A 20,155-nucleotide genomic window follows, 5' to 3' on the forward strand; every position below is an offset into this window, starting at 1 on the left:
CGAGCGTGCCCAACGGGGCGAGCGCGGTGATCGGGGCCAGCGTGCCGCGGTCGACCGGGACAACGAGGGCGACGAGGACGGCGAGGGCGGCGGCCGGCGCAGCCGGCGTAGCCGATTCCGGGACCGCCGTCGGGGCCGGGGAGACCGCCCCGAGGGGGAGACCGGTGGCCGGGAGCCGCAGGTCGCCGAGGACGACGTTCTCGTTCCAGTAGCCGGCATCATCGACGTTCTCGACAACTACGCGTTCGTACGCACCACCGGCTACCTGTCCGGCCCGAACGACGTGTACGTGTCGATGTCCCAGGTCAAGAAGTACGGCCTGCGTCGCGGTGACGCCGTCACCGGTGCGGTACGGGCGGCCCGCGAGGGCGAGCAGCGCCGGGACAAGTACAACCCGCTGGTGCGGCTCGACGCGATCAACGGGATGGACCCGGACGAGGCCAAGCGTCGTCCGGAGTTCTACAAGCTGACTCCGCTCTACCCGCAGGAGCGACTGCGGCTGGAGACCGAACCGCACATCCTGACCACTCGGGTCATCGACCTGGTCATGCCGATCGGTAAGGGGCAGCGGGCGCTCATCGTGTCGCCGCCGAAGGCCGGTAAGACCATGGTGTTGCAGGCGATCGCCAACGCGATCACCCACAACAACCCCGAGGTGCACCTGATGGTCGTGCTCGTCGACGAGCGGCCGGAAGAGGTCACCGACATGCAGCGCTCGGTCAAGGGCGAGGTCATCGCGGCCACGTTCGACCGGCCGCCGCAGGACCACACCACGGTCGCCGAGTTGGCGATCGAGCGGGCCAAGCGCCTGGTCGAGCTGGGCCACGACGTGGTCGTACTGCTCGACTCGGTGACCCGGCTCGGCCGGTCGTACAACCTGGCAGCTCCGGCCAGTGGCCGGATCATGTCCGGCGGTATCGACTCGACCGCGCTCTACCCGCCCAAGCGTTTCCTGGGCGCGGCCCGCAACATCGAGAACGGCGGCTCGCTGACCATCCTCGCCACCGCACTGGTGGAGACCGGTTCCATGGCGGACACGGTCATCTTCGAGGAGTTCAAGGGCACGGGTAACGCCGAGCTGAAGCTGGACCGGAAGATCGCTGACAAGCGCACCTTCCCGGCCATCGACATCCACCCGTCCGGTACGCGTAAGGAAGAGATCCTGCTTGCGCCGGAGGAACTGGCCATCGTCCACAAGCTTCGCAAGGTGTTGCACTCGCTGGACTCGCAGGCGGCGCTGGATCTGCTGCTCGACAAGCTCAAGCAGTCCCGTACCAACATCGAGTTCCTGATGCAGATCGCGAAGTCGACGCCGGGGGAGTAACCCCAGCCTCGTCTCCGCCAAGTCACGGCGCGAGCCGGACCGCAACCGCGGTCCGGCTCGCGCTCGTTTTTGCCTCCGACACGGCTCGTTCGAGCTCGTTCGTGGCCCCTGACGCGGCCCCGGCGCGGCTGGGCTCCCGCCCCGGCCGCAGCCCGTCCTGCTCGGAATTTTCCTTCAGTTCAGCCGGTAGGTATTGAAACTTCTATTCACCTTCCGGTTGACTACCCGACATGCGTACCCGCAGTCGACCCGCCCACCTCGTCGGTGCCCTGCTGCTGGCACCGCTGCTGACCCTGGTCGGCCCGGTGCCGGCCCAGGCCACGCCGGCACCGGCGCCAGCCGACGTCCACGCCACCGCCGTCGACGACGCCCCCGTCGCGTCGTCCTACCCGGCATCGTCCGCATCGCTGCTGTCCGCCGAACCAGCCGGCGGCCTCGACACCGATCGAAGGTCCCGTCCCGTTGCACCGGGGCTGACCCTCACCTCGTTCGACCGCTTCGACTCGGCCGGCTGGCTGCGAGCCGACGCGCTGACCGCCGACCTGTCCGGCGGCGTCACCGTCGACTACGTCAACTCCGGCGAGGTCGCCAAGGCCGAGCCGCTGCGCCGCGCGGTGGACCGCGCCGGCGCGGTCGCTGCGGTCAACGGTGACTTCTTCGACATCAACAACTCCGGTGCCGCCCAGGGCATCGGAATCCAGAGTGGACAGCTCATCCAGTCGCCGGTCGCCGGACACAACAACGCCGCCGCCATCACCGCCGACGGGATCGGCCGGGTCATCCAGGTGCACTTCGAGGGCACCGGCACCCTGCCCACCGGCACGGTCGAGCTGACCCAGTTCAACAACATGATCCAGGCCAACGGCATCGGCGTCTTCACGCCGTTGTGGGGGTCGTACGCCCGGGGACGTACGGTCGAGGGAGCCGCTCGCGTCACCGAGGTGACCCTGGTCGACGGCCGCGTGGCCAGCGTCACGAACACCGCCGGCAGCGGAGCGATCCCGGCCGGAACCACCATCCTGCTCGGCCGTGACGGTGGGGCGGACGCCCTCGCCGGCCTCCGGCCCGGTGATCCGGTCACCATCGCCTACCAGCCCCGCCCCTCCGCCGGGGACGCGCCGCGCGCGGCGGTCGGCGGTGGCAACGTGATCCTGCGCGACGGCGTACCCCAGAACATCGCCGACGCCACCCTGGCACCGCGTACCTCGGTCGGGTTCTCCGCCGACGGCCGGAAGATGTTCCTGCTCACCGTCGACGGCCGGCAGGTCGACAGCCGGGGCGTGACACAGACCGAGATGGGCCGGCTGATGGCCGAACTCGGCGCGCACAACGCGCTCAACCTCGACGGCGGTGGCTCCTCCACGCTGCTGGCCCGGGAACCGGGCGCGGCGGCCGTACAGGTGGAGAACAGCCCGTCGGACGGCTCCGAGCGGCCCGTTCCGAACGGACTGGCCATCTACGCGCCCAAGGGCAGCGGCAAGCTGACCGCGTACTGGGTCGAGACCGCCATCGACCCGACCGAGGCACCCGGCGTGGGTCCGGTGCGCGGCGGCCGGCCGGACCGGGTGTTCCCGGGCCTGACCCGGCGACTGACCGCCGCCGGCTACGACGAGACCTACGGCCCGGCCGCCGGTACGCCCAGCTGGCGGACCACCCCGGCGGTACGGGGTGTGGTGAACTCCGACGGCGTCTTCCGGGCACTGGTGCCCGGGGCGGCCACGGTGACCGCCGCCCGGGGTGGTGCCCGGGGTGAGGTGAAACTCACCGTGCTCGGCCCGCTGGACCGGATCAGTGGAACGGTGGACCGGGTCGGCCTGGTCGGTGCCGGTGCGACCGGTCTGATCGGGGTCGTCGGGTACGACGCCGAGGGCAACACCGCGCCGATCGAGCCGGCCGACGTCCGGCTCGACTACGACCGGAACCTGTTCGAGATCACGCCCACCGCCGAGGGCAACCTGTCGGTGAAGGCACGGACCGATTCCGGCGCCGGCCTGATCACGATGCGGGTGGGGGGTGCCAGTGCTGCCGTACCGGTCACCATCGGTCTGACCGACGTGCCGGTCGCCAACTTCGACGATGCGGCCAGCTGGACGTTCAGCGCCGCCCGGGCCACCGGGTCGGCCGCCCCGACCGCCGGCCACACCGGCACCGGCCTGAAGCTGTCGTACGACTTCAGCCAGTCCACCGGCACCCGCGCCGCGTACGCCAACCCGCCGGCCTGGATCGAGGTTCCCGGTCAACCACAGGCGTTCGCCATGTGGATCTACGGCAACGGCAAGGGGGAGTGGCCGAGCCTGCACCTGCACGACGCGCTGGACCAGCAGCACATCCTGCGTGGGCCGCTGCTGGACTGGACCGGCTGGCGGTACGTCGAGATGGCGGTACCGGCCGGGGTGCAGTATCCGGTGCGGATCCGGCGGTTCTACGTGGCCGAGACCAACGCCGCCGCCGCGTACACCAACGACATCGTCATCGACGACATCGTGGCCCGGGTACCGCCGACGGTCAGCGCGCCGGCCGAGACGCCCCGTACCGACCGGGTGGTGGTCCGCGACGGCACGGTGGACGGGGCACCCTGGCGCTTCGCGGTGATGTCCGACGCCCAGTTCGTCGCCGCCAACCCGGACAGTGACCTGGTCGCCCAGGCCCGCCGTACGCTGCGGGAGATCCGGGCGGCGAAGCCGGACTTCCTGGTGATCAACGGCGACTTCGTGGACACCGCCTACCCGGCCGACTTCGCGCTGGCCAAGCGGATCCTGGACGAGGAACTGGCCGGGACGCTGCCCTACTACTACGTGCCCGGCAACCACGAGATCATGGGTGCGCCGATCAGCAACTTCAAGGCGGTGTTCGGTGACACCCACCGGGTCTTCGACCATCGCCCGGCCAGCGGTGGCACCGCCACCCGCTTCGTCACGCTGAACACGTCCACCGGCAACCTGCGGGGGGGCGGCTTCGAGCAGATCGAGGCGTTCCGCGCCGCCCTGGACAGTGCGGCAACCGACCCGGCGATCGGTTCGGTGGTCGTACTGCACCACCACCCGCCGCGCGACCCCAGCCCGGCCCAGGCCAGCCAGCTCGGTGACCGTAAGGAGGCGGCGCTGGTCGAACGGTGGCTGGCCGAGTTCCAGCACACCACCGGCAAGGGCGCGCTCTTCGTCGGCGGGCATGTCGGCACCTTCCACGCCGGGCGGGTCGACGGTGTGCCGTACGTGATCAACGGCAACTCGGGCAAGAACCCGTCGTCCGCACCACACCTCGGTGGGTTCACCGGCTGGACGATGTTCGGTGTCGACCCGGTCACCGAGGACGAGGCGGCACGTGCCCGGAGGAATCCACTGACTGAGGGCCCGCAGTGGGTGACCGCGCAGATGCGGGCGCACGTGGACGGGTTGACGGTGACCGCCCCGGCGGTCGTCGCGGCCGGCTCACCGGTCCAGGTGACGGCCACGGTGACCCAGGCCGGCGGGCGTCAGGTGCCGGTGGCCGCCCCGGTCAGCGCCGACTGGTCCGGGTCACCGAGCGTCCACATCGGATCCCCGTTGGGGCTGCGCCCGTGGCACGTCGCCTGGTTCGACCCGGCGACCGGTCGACTGACGGCACTCCGGCCGACGGGCTCGGTGCTGCTGGCGGTGACCGTCAACGGCGTACGGGCGGAGGCCGCGCTTCAGCTCGCGCCCCGGGCGGCTGCCCCCGCCGCCGCATGATCCGTATGGCCGCCGTGGGTCGCTTTGGCGGCTGTGGTCCCCGTGGCCGTAGCGGCCCTCATGGCTGCATGATCCAGGAGTAAATGTGTCGTCGGCGCGTCGCCCTGATCGCGGGGATCAGGGCGACGCGCCGACGACACGCGCGAGTCCGACCCTGATCACGCGGATCTTGGCGGGTCAGAAGTCGCCGTCGGCGACCTGGAACACGGTCAGGCCGAGATCACGCCACATGCGTACGACCTGCATCCGGTCGTCGAACACGCCGACGACCCGGTAGTGGTCGCGGATCTCCCGTTCGAAGATCTCCTTCTTGACGACGGAGTCCTTACGGGTGTCGCCCAACGCCCGCATGTGCAGGGCGAGGTAGGGGACTCCGACATGCTCCGCCAGCCAGCCCTCGGTCACCGTACGGCAGGAATCGTCCCGTCCGGAGCAGAAGACCACTTCGTAACCGGCGGCATGCATCGCCCGTACCGCCGCGATCACCGCGTGGTTGGGCCGGTCCTCACCGACCCGGCTCATGTCGTACGGGCTGCGCCCGCTCATCAACGCGACCGTGCCGTCGATGTCGACCAGGACGATCTCCGGTGCTCCGCTCGGCGGGGTGTAGACGGTGGCCGGCCCGCCCGGCTCGACGTTCGGCACCGGCAGGGGCAGCTTGCGTCCGGCCAGGTACCGCTCGTGCAACCGCCGGATCGCCTCCTCGCCGACCTGGTCCTGCGCCGGCCGTACGGCGTCCCGGCGAATGCACTCGTCCAGCGGTACGTCGGTGAAGTCGTGCAGTTCGAACGTCGCGCCGAGCCGGGCGGCCAACTCGGCCCACTCCCGTACGGTCTTGGACCGCAGGTTGGTGTCGTCCACGCAGACGTCCACCCGGGCCCGCAGCAGTGCCTCGACCTGCACCCGCTGGGCGGTGGTGACCTGGCCCTCGGCCCACTGGGTGAACAGTCGCTCCCCGTGCAGCATCCGGCGCAGGTCGTCGCGATTGACCCGGACCACACTCGGCTGCAACTTACGGGCGAAGGTCGTCTTGCCGGAGGCGGGCAGCCCCCGGGTGAGGATCAGTCGGGTCACGGCTGCCACTCCGGCGTCGTCGCGTCAGGTCGGTCCTACCGTACGCCGTATTGATCTTCGTGGCGCGACTGTTTCCGACTGGCCTGCGTACGCATCCCACCCACCCCCATCCCCCCGTCCCGTTGATCATGAAGTTGTTGTTGCGACACGCCGGTAACGGGGGTCATAACTTCATGATCAACGGGGTCAGGGGCGGGGTGGGGCGGGCGGGTAGGGGCAACGGGGGCGGGGGTGGGGGTCAGCGGGACTGGAGGCTCTTGACGTTGTCCCCGAACGTCCAGCCCCGTGACCCGTCCCAGTTCAGGGACCAGGTCATCAGGCCCTTCAGGCCACCCTGATAGGTGTTCCACGCCTGTGCCACCAACGACGGGGACATGTGACCACCGCCGGCGCCCGGTTGTGCGGGCAGTCCGGGTACCTGCTTGTCGTAGGGCACCCGGATCGTGGTGCCCTGGATGACCAGTCCCGCGTTCAGGCAGTCGGTCTGCTTCGTGAAACCCTGGACGGTGCCGGCGGAGTACGAGTCGCCGGAGCAGCCGTACATGCTGCCGTTGTAGTACTGCATGTTCAGCCACCAGAGCCGGCCGTTGTCGGCGTACTTCTTGATGATCGGCAGATAGGCACCCCAGATCGAGCCGTACGTGACACTACCCCCGGTGACGTACGCCGTCTCGGGCGCCATCGTGAGCCCGAAGTTGGCGGGCATCTGGGCGAGTACGCCGTCGATGATGCGGATCAGGTTCGACTGTGACGGGGACAGTTGGTTGATGTTGCCGCTGCCCGTGAGACCGGTCTCGATGTCGATGTCGATCCCGTCGAAGTTGTACCGCTTGAGGATCGGCACGACGGTGGCGATGAACCGGTCGGCGACGGCACTCGAACTGAGGTCGATACCGGCCGTGGCACCGCCGATCGACATCAGGAGCGTGAGGCCGGCCGCCTTGGCCTGGCACATCTCGGCCGGGGTCGCGACCTTCACCGTGGCGTCCATGCCGTCTTCCCACAGGACCGTGCCGTCCGAGCGGATCACCGGGAAGGCGGCGTTGATCACGTTGTAACCGTGTGCGGGGATGCGGGGATCGGTGATCGGGATCCAGCCGAGCGGCGGGTGCACGCCGTTCGCCGCGCCGTCCCAGTTCTCCCAGTAGCCCTGGAGGACCTTGCCGGCCGGCTTCGACTTGACCGGACAGGTTTCGGTCCCGGGTGAGGAGGTGGGACTCGCGGTGGGCGTCGGCGACGCGGTCGGGCTCGCAGTGGGGCTCGCGGTGGGCGATGGTGACGAGGTACGGGTCGGCGTGGGGCTTGGGGAACCGCCGCCGTCACATACCCCGAGGTCCCGCCACAGTGACGGGGCCGCCGCCGGGTTCCAGCCGGCACCCACCGGCGGTGTGTGCGTCACCCGGGCCTCGTACAGTCGGCCGTTGTAGCTCACCTGGCTGCCCGCCGGGTAGCTCGTGCCCTCCGCCCATGCCGGTGCCGAACAGGCGACGAGCGGCACGTCCGCCGAGGCGCCGAACGCCCCGGCGAGACCGTAGGGTGCGGGCACGAAGCCGACCGCGATGGCTGTCGCGGTACCGGCTACCAGGGCGATCAACTCACGTCGAAGTCTCATGGCATCCCACCTCAGTTAGGTGGCAGGAAGCTTATCCGTTAACTTTCCTTAATGTAAGTGTCTCAATGTGACGAGCGTGCCGGGCGCCCGTTGGTCCGGGGCGCCCAGTGGTCCAAGGCGCCCCGGTGGACCAGGGCGCGTCGGTGGTCCAAGGCGCCCCGGTCGATCAGGGCGCGTCGGTGTCCGGGTGGTGTGGCGTCCAGTCGGCGGAGGGGCGGGCGTGCTGCCAGAGCAGTGGACGGTAGTCCTTGCCGTCCAGGTGGAGGAACAGGCAGGCGCGTTCGGGGTGTCCGTGCACCGCCTGGGCGAACTCCCGTCGGCTCCAACCTTCGGGCAGTACGGCCACGATCTCGCGATACGCCGTCTCGATCTTCGCGGCCCGGTCCTCGACGGTCTCGGTCAGTGTCGCTACGACATCGCGTACCCAGATGTGGAACTCGTCGGGCAGCGGTTCGACGAGTGCGGCGAGATCGCCGCCGTTGACGAGCACGTCCCACACCGCGCGGGCGGTCAGGCCGGTCACCAGGCGGTGCAGCCGCAGGTACTCGGCGTACTTGATCTTTACCCGCTGGTCGGTCTCCCGGCAGTGCACCACCAGGCCCTCCCGGTTGTCCCGGGGTGGCGCGGCCAGCGCCTCGGCCAGCGTCGCGTAGCCGAACTGCTCGACCGTCGGGCCCGGCCAGCCGGGCACCGCCTCCGGCCCGTGGGTACGACCGGTCGCGATCTCGACCGCGCCGAGCAGCACCAGGTCGTCCAGGCCCCGGTAGTCGAGGACGATCCGGTTCGCCGGATAGACGACCTCCACCAGTACGGTCAGCCCGGTCGGCGGAACGAAGTGGGCATACCGGTTACGGAGTACGGCGGTGGCGTGCCGGGCCTGGTCCGACGCGAACGACCCCCGGGTGGCGACCGCGAACGTACCGTCCGGATCGGGATAGATGATGCCCAGCGATCCGTCCGCCTTGTCGGTGACCGTCACCGGTGCGTCGAGTCGGAGGGTCGGCGCACCGGGCTGTTCGTGGTTGAAGAACTTGGCGAACGGCCGGGCCAGCACGGTGCCGGTGGCGTCGTCGACGATCAGACCGCGACAGGCCAGGGTCACCGGTGTCCAGTACTGCCCGTAGGTGCACGCCTCGGTGTAGTTGTAGATCGACATCGGGTGGTCGGGGTGGCGTTGCGCCCGGACGTGTCCCTCGGCGAGCGCGGCATCCAGCGCGGTGACGTCGAGGATGTCGGCCAGCCGGGTCGGTCCGGCGGGACCGCCGGAACGGGACTTCGGGGCAGAAACGGGCATGGTGACAGGCGTAGGGGCGGTCACGGGTGTGCCTTCCGGCGGGGCGGGAATACCTGAGGGGAGAGCCAGGTTAGCCGTCACGTGACCGGTGTGCAGTCCGATTACGCCGCCGCCGGCGGCGCATGGCACACTGGTCAATCGGCCAGGGTTCCGGTTCACGCCCCCAGTCGTCACCAGTTCGTCATCGGACTGTGCTGGCGAGGGCGACCCGGCGACCATCAACGAGAGGACCGAGGCGACATGAAGCAGAACATCCACCCGGAGTACGTCACCACCGAGGTCACGTGCTCCTGCGGCAGCTCCTTCACGACCCGCAGCACTGCCAAGGGCGGCACGATCCACGTCGAGACCTGCAGCGCCTGCCACCCGTTCTACACCGGCAAGCAGCGCGTGCTCGACACCGCCGGTCGGGTCGCGAAGTTCCAGCAGAAGTACGCCAAGGTTCAGGCCAAGAAGGCCAAGTAGCTGCTCTGACGGCGCCCGCGTCCGGTTTCCACCGGGCGCGGGCGCCGTCCGTGTTGGTGCGCCAGTAGCGGTCTGGGTTGAAGGGGTACGGGCATGAACCAGCGAATCATCGGGGCGCGGATATGAGCAGTGAACGGCTGGTCGGGCTCCTCGCGGAGTACGCGGAGCTGGAGAAGCGCCTGGCCGACCCGGCCATCCACGCCGACCAGGCCACGGCCCGGCGGGTGGGCCGGCGGTTCGCCGAGCTGACCCCGATACACAAGGCGGCCGGTGAGCTGGAGCAGACCCGCGCCGACCTGGAGGCGGCCCGGGAGTTGGCGGCCGAGGACCCCTCCTTCGCCACCGAGGTCGAATCGCTGGCGGCGTCCCTGCCGGTGCTGGAGGAACGCCTCGCCGAGCTGCTCATCCCGCGTGACCCGCACGACGCCAAGGACGTGATCGTCGAGATCAAGGCGGGCGAGGGCGGCGAGGAGTCGGCCCTGTTCGCCGGCGACCTGCTGCGGATGTACATGCGCTACGCCGAGCGGCACGGCTGGGTCACCGAGGTGATCGACGCGCAGGACTCCGATCTGGGCGGCGTCAAGGACGTCTCGCTGGCCGTGAAGACCAAGGGTGTCCCCGAGGGGGGCAACGGAGTCTGGTCCCGGCTGAAGTGGGAGGGTGGCGTACACCGCGTGCAGCGGGTGCCGGTCACCGAGTCGCAGGGGCGGATCCACACCAGCGCCGCCGGCGTACTCGTCCTGCCCGAGGCGGAGGACGTGGACGTCACCATCGACCCCAACGACCTGCGGATCGACGTGTTCCGCTCCTCCGGTCCGGGCGGGCAGTCGGTCAACACCACCGACTCGGCGGTCCGGATCACCCACCTGCCGACCGGGATCGTGGTCTCCTGCCAGAACGAGAAGAGCCAGTTGCAGAACCGGGAGCAGGCGATGCGGATTCTGCGGGCCCGGCTGCTGGCCGTTGCCCAGGAGCAGGCCGACGCTGCCGCCTCGGACGCCCGTAAGGCCCAGGTGCGCACCGTCGACCGTTCCGAGCGGATCCGCACGTACAACTTCCCGCAGAACCGGATCACCGATCACCGGATCGGCTTCACCGCGTACAACCTGGACCTGGTGCTGGCCGGTGAGCTGGACGGTGTCCTCGACGCACTGACCGAGGCGGACCGGACGGCCCGGTTGGCGGGGGAGACCGAACTGTCCCGCCGCTGACCGGTCGGCTGCGGCCGAGCGCCGACGCCGGGCCACCAAGTCGGTCGGACCCCGGACGATCCAAGCCGGTAGGCCGCCGGACCGACCCCAGCCGGTCGGACCGGACGGTCCAGCCGGGTAGGCCGCCGGATGGCGGGATCAGGAGAGGCGGGATCGGCCGCCCGGCTTCTCCCGGTGGGCGATCTCGAAGGCGACCCCCAGGGCCCGGTGCAGCGGCGTGCCGGGCCGTACCTCGGCGAAGCCCACCCGGACGCCGATCGGCGTGCCCGGCACCAGCGACTCCCAGTCCTCGGCGAGGACGGCACTGGTGATCCGCCGGGCCACCTCGGCGGCCTGGGCCATGCCCGCGCCGGAGAGCAGAAGTACGAAGTCGTCGTCGCCGTACCGGGCCACGAGATCACCCTGACGCATCACGCGGTTGATCACGCCAGCGATACGTTGCAGTACCAGGTCGCCGGAGTGGTGCCCGTGGGCGGAGTTGACCGCCTTGAAGCCGTCCAGGTCACAGACTCCGATCACTGCCCGCTCACCCCGGCTGACCAGTGCTGCGGCGTAGCCCTCCAGCCGTCGCCGGTTGGGCAGCCCGGTCAGCGGGTCGGTCAGCGCGTCACCGCCGTACCGGGCCGCGTCGCGGCGCATCTCCTCCTGGTCGATCCGGGCGGCGATGCCGTCGACGTAGACGTCCCGGAGCCGGTCGTTGCGCTGTGCGGCCAGCCGGAACGCGTGCCGGTCGGCCCGGTGGGCCGCCGCGTGGTCACCGGCCAACGCGAAGGTCAGGCTGCGTAGCCGGGGCTGCTCGGCCGCGCCGAGCGTCTCGGCGGAGACGGTCATCGAGTCCAGCCGGGTCATTGCCTCGGCTGGCCGGTTGGCGGCGAGGGCCAGGCAGACGGCACCGAGTTGGCGCATGTCCCGGGCCCGCGCACTGTCGCCACCGTGGCTGAACAGCTCGGTCGCGTCCGGGCATCCGGTCGGCCCGACCGGATCGCCGAGCGCCGCCTGGCGGGCGATCGTGTAGCCGTAGGCGGCCAGGTTGCTGGGGCGCAGCCGGGCGGCGCGGCCGGTACGCCGGAACCGGTCGAGGTCGCTGCGGATGTCCCGGAGTACCCGCAGACAGCCGTCGCTGTCGCCGTTGTGGTCGAGGGCGACAGCGTTGCGGAGCCGGATTCCCGGCGCCGCGAAGGTCTCCTCGTGGATGCCGGCGGCCGTGCCCAGTTGTCGGGCACGTTCGATCGCACTCAGGGCGTAGCCGTGGAAGCTGAGGTACGAGTAGGCCATGGCCAGGTCGTGCCAGGCCCAGGCGGTCTCCCGGCCGGGGTCGTCCACCGCGCGCAGAGCCCGGTCGCTCTGTACGAGGTGGGTGACACAGCGGTCCAGTGCCCCCTGATGGTGTGCCGCCAGCGCGGCCAGCGCGTGCAGATGTCCGTGCAGGTACGGCTCGGCGAGGTCACGGGCGGTGGCGAACGCCTGCTCGACGGCGGTGGTGTAGGAGGCGGTACGACCGAGGTTGATCAGTGCGGAGAGCCGTTGCAGCAGCGCATCGGCCCGGACGTACGGGTTCTTGGTGGTGCTGATGATCAGCTCGAGGGCCAGGCACGCTTCTGCGGACCGGTCACTCTCCTGGAGGGTATGTGCGTGCATGAGGACGTCGGCCTGGTCATTGACCTGGTCGAGCCAGCTCACGGGCATCCTCCTGACAGGTCGTGAGCACACCGCACCCACCCGTGGCGCGACAACGTCGGCCGACGTTCCATGATTATGTCGTGACACGTCCAGGTGATGACTCCGACGGAGGGGCCGAATTGCTCCGTCCGGCACGGGTTTTGGCGCGCGCCGCCGCAGCCCTGGCCGAGGCTGGTATCGGCCCGGCCCGCGCCGAGGCGGAACTGTTGGCGGCGAACGTGTTGGGCGTGTCGCGGGGTCGACTGGCGCTGGCCGAACCGTTCAGCCGGGAGCAACTCGACCGGTTCGACCGGATGGTCGCCCGACGGGTCGGTCGCGAGCCACTGCAACACATCCTCGGTACGGCCGCATTCCGGCACATCGAGTTGGCGGTCGGACCCGGTGTCTTCGTACCCCGCCCGGAAACCGAGCTGCTGGCCGGTTGGGGGATCGAACAGGCCCGCACGCTGGCGCCCGTCGGACCGCCGGTCGTCGTCGACCTGTGCAGCGGTACGGGAGCGATCGCCCTGGCCGTCGCCGACGAGGTGCCCGGCGCGCGGGTGGTGGCCGTCGAGCGGGCGGCCCCTGCCCTGGACTGGCTCCGGCGTAACGCCGCTGCCGGTGGCGGGACGGTGCGGGTGGTAGCCGGCGACGTGACCGATCCCGGGCTCTTGGCTGAGCTCACCGGCCGGGTGGACGTCCTGCTGTGCAACCCGCCGTACGTGCCGGCGGACGTCGCCGTACCGGCGGAGGTGGCCGACTACGACCCGGCGGACGCGGTCTTCGCCGGGCCGGACGGTCTCGCGGTCATCCGCCCGTTGATCGGTCGGGCCGCGCAACTGCTGCGTCCGGGTGGGGTGGTGGGGATCGAGCATGACGACAGCCACGCCCACGCGGTGCCGGACCTGTTCCGCGCCGACGGTCGGTTCACCGACATCGTCGATCACCGGGACCTGACCGGTCGCCCCCGCTTCGCCACCGCCCGGAGAACCGCCGAGGGTTCGGAATGAGCCGGCCGCGACCGGGCCGGGTAGCGAGGACTGGGCCGGGTAGCGAGGACTGGGCCGGGTAGCGAGGACTGGGCCGGGTAGCGGGAACCGGGACCGGGGTGGAGCTGACATCCCGGGGGCGGCGCGGGCGTGGCAGACTGGCTTCCCGTGATGCTCTATGACTGCCGTTCGCTGGCCGAGCGGGACCGAGGCATCGCTGCGGCGATCGAAGCGGTCAAGAACGGCGAGCTGGTCGTGCTGCCGACCGACACCGTCTACGGGGTCGGTGCCGACGCCTTCACCCCGTACGCGGTGAAGGCACTGCTCGACGCGAAGGGGCGCGGGCGGCAGATGCCCCCGCCGGTTCTGGTCGGCTCCCGGCACACCCTCGACGGGTTGGTCTATTCGTTGCCGCCGGTCGCCCGTGACCTGGTCGAGGCGTTCTGGCCGGGTGCGTTGACCATCGTGGTGGAGCATTCGCCCAGCCTCCAGTGGGACCTCGGTGACACCGACGGGACGGTGGCCGTGCGGATGCCGCTGCACCCGGTTGCGCTCGAGGTGCTGCGGGAGACCGGGCCGATGGCGGTCTCGTCGGCCAACAAGACCGGCCAGCCGGCGGCGGTGACCGCGGCGGAGGCCCGCGACCAGCTCGGTTACACGGTCCGGACCTACCTGGAGGCGGGTCCCTGCCCGGATCCGGTGCCGAGCACGATCGTCGACGTGACCGGGCAGGTGTGCCGGGTGCTGCGGCAGGGCGCGATCCCGCTGGAGAAGCTGCGCGACGTGGTGCCGGACATCCAGGGGCAGGTGTCCTGAGTGCCGCCGTTCACCGTCCTGCACGTCTGCATGGGCAACATCTGCCGTTCGCCGATGGCCGAGCGGTTGCTGACCCTCGCGGTCCGTACCCGGATCGCCCGGTCGGTCGGCTCGGCGGCCACCGCCGGGACCGTGACGCCTGACGAACTGGTGCACAGTCACAGTGCCGGCACGGGCGGCTGGCACGCGGGCGAGGAGATGAACCCGCCCGCAGCGCGGCAGGTGCGGGGGCGGGGCGGTGACATCGCCGGGTTCGCGGCCCGGAAGCTGCGGTCGGACCAGATCGACGCCGCCGACCTGGTGCTGACCGCGACGGCGGACCAGCAGGAGTACGTGGTGGCGCTGCGTCCCGATGCCGCCGCCCGGACGTTCGTGCTCGGTGAGTTCGGTCGGCTGCTGGCCGGGGTGAACGTGGCGGCGCTGCCGTCGGTGGAGCTGACGGCCGAATCGGTGTACGCCCGGGGCGTCGCCCTGGTCGAGGCGGTGGACGTTCTCCGGCGGGGCGCGTCCCCGCTGCCCGCCGACGATCTGGACGACCCGTGGGGTCGGGGTGACCAGTGCTTCAGCCGGGTGGCTGACGAGATCGAGGAGACGGTGCAGCCGCTGGCTGCGGTGCTGCTGCCCTAGCCCCCCGAGCTCCGCCTCGCGGGCGATCCGTGAGTTTTTTGCTGTTTTGTGGAAAAGGCAGGTCTACCAGGCAGTTCGTGGTCATTCTTGACTGGTTCAAACGCTTATACGCCATTGCGAAGGGTGAGCGTTATGGCCCGGTCCCGATCCCAGGTTGCCAAGCTGTCGATCCTGTTGTTGGCCGGGATACTGGCCGGAGTGGCTCTCGGAGTGGCGGCGTTGCCGACCGGCGTACTGGTCGGGTTCGGGCTGGGCGCGGTCAGCGCCGACTACGACGAACTGCCCCGTGAACTGTCGATTCCGCCGACGGCGCAGCGGTCGTACCTCTACGCCAACGACGGCAAGACGTTGATCACCTCGTTCTACGCCGAGAACCGGCACGACGTACCGCTGGCCGAGGTGGCACCGCTGATGCGGCAGGCGGTGGTGGCGGCTGAGGACAGCCGGTTCTACCGGCACAGCGGCGTCGATCTACGCAGCGTGGTACGGGCGTTCGTCGCCAACCAGAGCGGGGGCGAGGTCCAGGGTGCGTCGACGCTGACCATGCAGTACGTCCGCAACGTGCTCAAGAACGACCCGAACCGGACCGAGGAACAGCGGGCCGCGGCCACCGAGATGACCACCGGCCGCAAACTACAGGAGATCCGGTACGCGTTGGCGTTGGAGAAGGAACTCGCCAAGGACGAGATCCTCAGCCGCTACCTGAACATCGCCTACTTCGGGGCCGGGGCGTACGGTGTCGCCGCCGCCAGCCAGCGCTACTTCTCCAAACCGGCGGCACAGTTGACGTTGGCCGAGGCGGCTCTGCTGGCCGGGTTGGTCCGGTCGCCGCACACCGACGACCCGATCGACGGTGACGTCGCCGCAGCGCTCGGCCGCCGGTCGTACGTCCTGGACCAGATGGTGGAGATGGGGGTGGTCTCCGCTGCCGACGCGGCCCGGGCGAAGGCGGAGAAGCTGGCGCTGCGTCCCAGCATCGAGCCCAACGACTGCACCGGGGTGCCGCAGGAGTACGCCGACTGGGGCTTCTTCTGCGACTACTTCCAGCAGTGGTGGAACGACCAGCCGGCCTTCGGGGAGACCGTGGAGGCCCGGCAGCAGGCACTGCGTCGGGGCGGATACTCGATCACCACCTCGCTCGATCCGGGGATCCAGGCCCGGGCCCTGAAAGAGGCCCTGGAGGTGTACGACTACAGCAACGAGCGGGCCCTCCCGACGGCGGTGGTGCAGCCCGGCACCGGTCGGGTGCTGGCCCTGGCGGTCAACCGGCACTACAGCCTCGACGAGAACCCCGACGGGCAGGAGAACTATCCGAACACGGTCAACCAGCTCGTCGCCGGTGGCGGTGACATCGACGGCTACCAGGCGGGTTCGACGTTCAAGATGTTCACCATGCTGGCGGCCCTGGAGTCCGATCTGCCCCTGAGCACCGGCTACGACTCGCCGACCAAGCTGGTGACCAAGTGGCCGGTGAGTGGGCCGAACAGCTGCAAGGGCTACTGGTGCCCGAGCAACGCCAAGCCCGAGTGGATGGACGGCTACCGCACCATGTGGACCGGGTTCGGCCGTTCGGTCAACACCTACTTCGTGCACCTGACGGAACGGATCGGGGCGGATGCGGTGGTGGAGATGGCCGAGCGGCTGGGCATCACCTTCCGGGCCGAGGACGATGCCGAACTGGCCCGTAACGGTGCCCGGACGTGGGGGCCGTTCACCCTGGGGGTGTCGGCGACCACACCACTGGATCTGGCCAACGCGTACGCGACCGTGGCGGCCGAGGGCAGGTACTGCCAGCCGTTGCCGGTCGTCTCGATCAGGGATTCGGCTGGTCGACCGGTGTATGCCGGCGGCCCGATCTGCAGGCAGGTGCTGCACCCCGACGTGGCGCGGGCGGCGACCGACGCCGCTCGCTGCCCGGTCGGTGACCAGTCGGCGTTCGGCCGCTGCAACGGTGGTACGGCGACCCAGGTGCACACGATCCTGAAGGAGCGTCCGATCGCCGGCAAGACCGGCAGCTCGGACAACTACGCCACGGAGACGGTGGTGATCTACACCCCGCAACTGGCCGTGGCGGCGATCGCGGCGAACCCGGATGATCCGCACGACCTTGTCGACTCGAAGGTGCAGGCGAAGGTCGCCGAAGGGGTGGCCCGGATCATGGTGGACGCGTTGCGGGACGAACCCCGTGCGGAATTCGTCCCGCCCCCGCTCGACCTGGCGTTCGGTATCGACGAGTGAGCTGCCCAGCTCAACGCGGTCGCGAAGCGGGGCGGTCGATCGGGTCGGCCTAGACTCTGGGGTGTGGCGAACTCGATGAGGCGTTGGCGATGAGCGGGCGGGACACCGGACCGGACACGTTCTGGGGGCCGGACTTCGGCCAACTCCAGGCGACCGATCCGGAGATCGCGGCGGTGGTGCTCGGTGAACTCGACCGGCTACGGGGCGGCCTCCAGTTGATCGCGAGCGAGAATCTCACCTCTCCGGCGGTACTGGCAGCGCTCGGCTCGACCCTGACGAACAAGTACGCCGAGGGGTACCCCGGGCGGCGCTACTACGGCGGGTGCGCCGAGGTGGACCGGGCCGAGCAGATCGGCATGGCCCGGGCCCGCGAGCTGTTCGGCGCGGAGCACGCCAACCTGCAACCGCACTCGGGGGCCAGCGCCAACCTGGCCGCGTACGCGGCACTGGTCCAGCCGGGTGACACGGTGCTGGCCATGGACCTGCCGCACGGTGGTCACCTGACCCACGGCAGTCGGGTCAACTTCTCCGGCAAGTGGTTCAAGACGATCGGCTACCGGGTCCACGAGGAGACCGAGCTGATCGACTACGACGAGGTTCGTGACCTGGCCCTCGTTCACCAGCCGAAAATGATCATCTGTGGGGCCACCGCCTATCCGAGGTTGATCGACTTCGCCCGGTTCCGGCAGATCGCCGACGAGGTCGGGGCGTACCTGATGGTGGACGCGGCGCACTTCATCGGGCTGGTCGCCGGCCGGGCGATCCCGTCGCCGGTGCCCTACGCGGACGTCGTCTGCGCCACCACACACAAGGTGCTGCGTGGCCCCCGGGGCGGCATGATCCTGTGCCGCGAGTCGCTGGCCCAGCGCATCGACAAGGCCGTCTTCCCGTTCACCCAGGGTGGTCCGTTGATGCATGCCGTCGCGGCCAAGGCGGTCGCGTTGCGCGAGGCCGCGATGCCGGAGTTCCAGGCGTACGCCGCCCAGGTGGTCCGCAACGCGCGGGCGTTGACCGCCGGGCTGGTCGCCGAGGGGATGCGCCCGGTCTCCGGTGGTACGGACACCCACCTGGCGCTGATCGACCTGCGCGGAATCGACGTGACGGGCCAGGAGGCCGAGGAGCGCTGTGACGCCGCGATGATCACGCTGAACAAGAACGCCATCCCGTACGACCCGCGTCCACCGCTGACCGCCTCCGGCATCCGGGTCGGTACGCCCAGCGTCACGACCCAGGGCATGCGGGAGGGGGAGATGCACCGGATCGCCGCGCTGATCGGACGGGCGGTCCGCACCGACCCGACCGCCCCGGGTGGCACCGACGCGCTGGCCGCGATCGCGGGCGACGTCGCCGACCTGGTCGCCGCGTTCCCGGCGTACCCGCGATGAGCGCGCCAGCGGCCGGGCAGCCGGGAGCGATCCGTAAGCGCCTGCCCTATCTGCGTACCACCCTGCTGGCGTCGGTCGCGCTGCTGGTCGTGGCGGTCCCGGTGGGGGCGATGCTGCGTGGTCCGACCGGCGCGTTGGGAGTTGCCGCCGGGGTGGCCCTGGTGGTGTTCAGCTACCTGGTCTCCGGGGTCTCGGTGGCGTGGGCCGACGCGGTGAACCCGAGATTAATAATGTCCGTCGGTCTGGTGACGTACGCGATCAAGATCGTGATTCTCGGTGTGGTGATGGCGGTGATCGCGGCGACCGGATGGTCGGGACTGGCCCCGATGGGGGCGGCGATCATCGCCGCGGTGGCGGTCTGGACCATCACGCACCTGGTCTGGGCGGTACGTTCACCATTGCCCTACGTGGAGCCGAACCAGAGCTGAGTGGTGGCTGGCCGCAGGTCCTGCCGTCTCTGCGTTGACCAGGGATTTCCGTAGCGTCAACTGCGGTGCCGGTTGACCGTCGTCAGGCGGTACGACCGGAGAAAAGCTGTCGGAATTTTACCGGGTACGGCGCGGGTGAACCCGTCCGATGGGGAGTAACGTGTGCGGAGAATTACGCGCACCTGGTTCCCGGCCCGCACCCGTGATGCTGTGTGGGGGGTGCCCCGCACCTGCGCGTATCCAGGCTGATATCGTTCGCCACGTCATGGCCGATGACCTCCACCCCCAGAAGTCCGACGACGCGTCGTCGGAGGGTGTGGCCGGTTCCGTCGCGGGTTACCTGATCGCCGGTATCGGCGTGTGGGGTTTCCTGGGGTGGTTGGCGGACCGATGGCTCGGTCTGCCGTCCGGCGTCGGGATCGTGACGGGCATGATGATCGGCGCGGTCGGAGCGATCTACCTGATCATTAGAAGGCTCGGTGCCTGATGCCAGCGTGCCGGTCTTGTCGAGTGCGGAGGATGACACGGTGAGCGGACAGCTGGTCGTCGCCCAAGGGGCGGAGCTGCCCTGGCCCCCTAGCGTCGGGGACTTCTACCCACCGGATGTGGCGGGCCCCTGGGTCACCAAGTTCGGCATCATGATCTGGATCGCGGTTGCCGCACTGATCATCTTCTTCATGACCGCCTACCGCAAGCCGAAACTGGTACCGGGTCGGGCCCAGTGGGCGGCTGAGGAGGTCTACGGGCTGATCCGTAACGGCGTCGCCCGGGACCAGATGGGCGCGGCGGGTATCAAGTTCGCCCCCTACCTCACGGTGCTGTTCAGCTTCATCCTGCTGACCAACCTCTTCGGCATCATCCCGGGCTTCCAGATCTCGCCCAACTCGCACATTGCGTTCCCGATCGTGCTCACCGCGATCTCCTACGCGATGTACAACTACGTCGGTGTCCGCAAGCACGGGTTCTTCAAGTACGTCAAGATGAGCCTGATCCTGCCGGGCGTGCCGTGGCCGATGCACTTCCTGCTCGTCCCGATCGAGTTCCTGCAGAACTTCGTCATCCGCCCGGTCACCCTCGCGCTGCGACTCTTCGCCAACATGTTCGCCGGGCACCTGCTCCTGCTGGTCTTCACCGTCGGCGGGTTCGTGATGCTGGCCTCGGACAGCCTGTTCGTCCAGGTGACCTCGGTCTTCTCGTTCCTGATGGCGATCCTGATGGTCTTCTTCGAGCTGCTGGTCGCCGTCCTGCAGGCCTACGTCTTCGTGGTGCTGAGCGCCAACTACATCTCCACCTCGATGGCCGACTCACACTGATCTGACGGGCCGC

At 69.7% G+C, this 20,155-nt stretch carries 16 protein-coding genes; 12 read left to right on the top strand and 4 right to left on the bottom strand.

All coding sequences use genetic code 11. From position 1 onward, the window contains the following. Together rho and ACFQ4H_RS19860 are read left to right on the top strand one after the other, a co-directional pair. The coding region (rho, locus tag ACFQ4H_RS19855; protein ID WP_377572498.1) for a transcription termination factor Rho at positions 1 to 1,324 on the top strand (1,324 nt) is incomplete at its 5' end. Positions 1,325 to 1,554: 230 nt separating this feature from the next. After that, complete coding sequence (locus ACFQ4H_RS19860) at positions 1,555 to 5,031, top strand: phosphodiester glycosidase family protein (protein ID WP_377572499.1); 3,477 nt, start codon at positions 1,555 to 1,557, stop codon at positions 5,029 to 5,031. Positions 5,032 to 5,208: 177 nt separating this feature from the next. Here the strand turns inward: ACFQ4H_RS19860 and ACFQ4H_RS19865 are convergent, their stop codons facing one another. The 3 genes from ACFQ4H_RS19865 to ACFQ4H_RS19875 all read right to left on the bottom strand — a co-directional run bounded on the left by ACFQ4H_RS19865 (position 5,209) and on the right by ACFQ4H_RS19875 (position 9,011). Continuing rightward, positions 5,209 to 6,105, bottom strand: a complete 897-nt coding sequence (locus ACFQ4H_RS19865; RefSeq protein WP_377572500.1) for a phosphatase domain-containing protein — start codon at positions 6,103 to 6,105, stop codon at positions 5,209 to 5,211. Between the two features lie 238 nt (positions 6,106 to 6,343). Next, positions 6,344 to 7,717 carry a carbohydrate-binding protein gene (locus tag ACFQ4H_RS19870; RefSeq protein ID WP_377572501.1) on the bottom strand — a complete coding sequence of 458 codons (1,374 nt, stop codon included), beginning with the start codon at positions 7,715 to 7,717 and terminating at the stop codon, positions 6,344 to 6,346. 166 nt (positions 7,718 to 7,883) lie between these two features. Then, positions 7,884 to 9,011 carry an RNA ligase gene (locus ACFQ4H_RS19875; protein ID WP_377572502.1) on the bottom strand — a complete coding sequence of 376 codons (1,128 nt, stop codon included), beginning with the start codon at positions 9,009 to 9,011 and terminating at the stop codon, positions 7,884 to 7,886. A gap of 240 nt (positions 9,012 to 9,251) precedes the next feature. Between ACFQ4H_RS19875 and rpmE the strand changes: the two genes are divergently transcribed. Beyond that, positions 9,252 to 9,476, top strand: coding sequence for a 50S ribosomal protein L31 (gene rpmE, locus ACFQ4H_RS19880; protein WP_377572503.1), 225 nt, complete (start codon positions 9,252 to 9,254; stop codon positions 9,474 to 9,476). 122 nt (positions 9,477 to 9,598) lie between these two features. Next, positions 9,599 to 10,687: a peptide chain release factor 1 gene (gene prfA / locus ACFQ4H_RS19885; RefSeq protein WP_377572504.1), complete on the top strand. Its 1,089-nt coding sequence runs from the start codon at positions 9,599 to 9,601 to the stop codon at positions 10,685 to 10,687. 138 nt (positions 10,688 to 10,825) lie between these two features. Here the strand turns inward: prfA and ACFQ4H_RS19890 are convergent, their stop codons facing one another. Beyond that, positions 10,826 to 12,367, bottom strand: coding sequence for a GGDEF domain-containing protein (locus ACFQ4H_RS19890; protein ID WP_377572505.1), 1,542 nt, complete (start codon positions 12,365 to 12,367; stop codon positions 10,826 to 10,828). 80 nt (positions 12,368 to 12,447) lie between these two features. Between ACFQ4H_RS19890 and prmC the strand changes: the two genes are divergently transcribed. From prmC to atpB, 8 genes are all read left to right on the top strand, one after another. Further along, the gene (gene prmC / locus ACFQ4H_RS19895) at positions 12,448 to 13,356 is read left to right on the top strand and encodes a peptide chain release factor N(5)-glutamine methyltransferase (protein ID WP_377572506.1); all 909 of its coding nucleotides are present in this window, start codon (positions 12,448 to 12,450) and stop codon (positions 13,354 to 13,356) included. A gap of 150 nt (positions 13,357 to 13,506) precedes the next feature. Next, complete coding sequence (locus ACFQ4H_RS19900) at positions 13,507 to 14,151, top strand: L-threonylcarbamoyladenylate synthase (RefSeq protein ID WP_184539951.1); 645 nt, start codon at positions 13,507 to 13,509, stop codon at positions 14,149 to 14,151. Further along, positions 14,152 to 14,778, top strand: a complete 627-nt coding sequence (locus tag ACFQ4H_RS19905) for an arsenate reductase/protein-tyrosine-phosphatase family protein (protein WP_377572507.1) — start codon at positions 14,152 to 14,154, stop codon at positions 14,776 to 14,778. A 132-nt stretch (positions 14,779 to 14,910) separates the two neighbouring features. Then, positions 14,911 to 17,016 (top strand): transglycosylase domain-containing protein, encoded by a 2,106-nt coding sequence (locus ACFQ4H_RS19910; protein ID WP_377572508.1) that lies wholly within the window; start codon positions 14,911 to 14,913, stop codon positions 17,014 to 17,016. 89 nt (positions 17,017 to 17,105) lie between these two features. Continuing rightward, entirely contained in the window at positions 17,106 to 18,401 is a 1,296-nt protein-coding gene (locus tag ACFQ4H_RS19915) for a serine hydroxymethyltransferase (RefSeq protein ID WP_377572509.1), read from the top strand. After that, positions 18,398 to 18,829, top strand: coding sequence for a hypothetical protein (locus tag ACFQ4H_RS19920; RefSeq protein WP_377572510.1), 432 nt, complete (start codon positions 18,398 to 18,400; stop codon positions 18,827 to 18,829). Before ACFQ4H_RS19915 ends, ACFQ4H_RS19920 begins: the two co-directional genes overlap by 4 nt. Positions 18,830 to 19,094: 265 nt before the next feature. After that, complete coding sequence (locus tag ACFQ4H_RS19925) at positions 19,095 to 19,316, top strand: AtpZ/AtpI family protein (RefSeq protein WP_377572511.1); 222 nt, start codon at positions 19,095 to 19,097, stop codon at positions 19,314 to 19,316. 40 nt (positions 19,317 to 19,356) lie between these two features. Beyond that, entirely contained in the window at positions 19,357 to 20,142 is a 786-nt protein-coding gene (gene atpB, locus ACFQ4H_RS19930) for a F0F1 ATP synthase subunit A (RefSeq protein WP_377572512.1), read from the top strand. The last annotated feature ends 13 nt before the right edge of the window (positions 20,143 to 20,155 follow it).

Origin of the sequence: Micromonospora sonneratiae (assembly GCF_042679305.1) — a bacterium.
In the GTDB taxonomy this organism is placed as follows: Bacteria; Actinomycetota; Actinomycetes; order Mycobacteriales; family Micromonosporaceae; genus Micromonospora_H; species Micromonospora_H sonneratiae.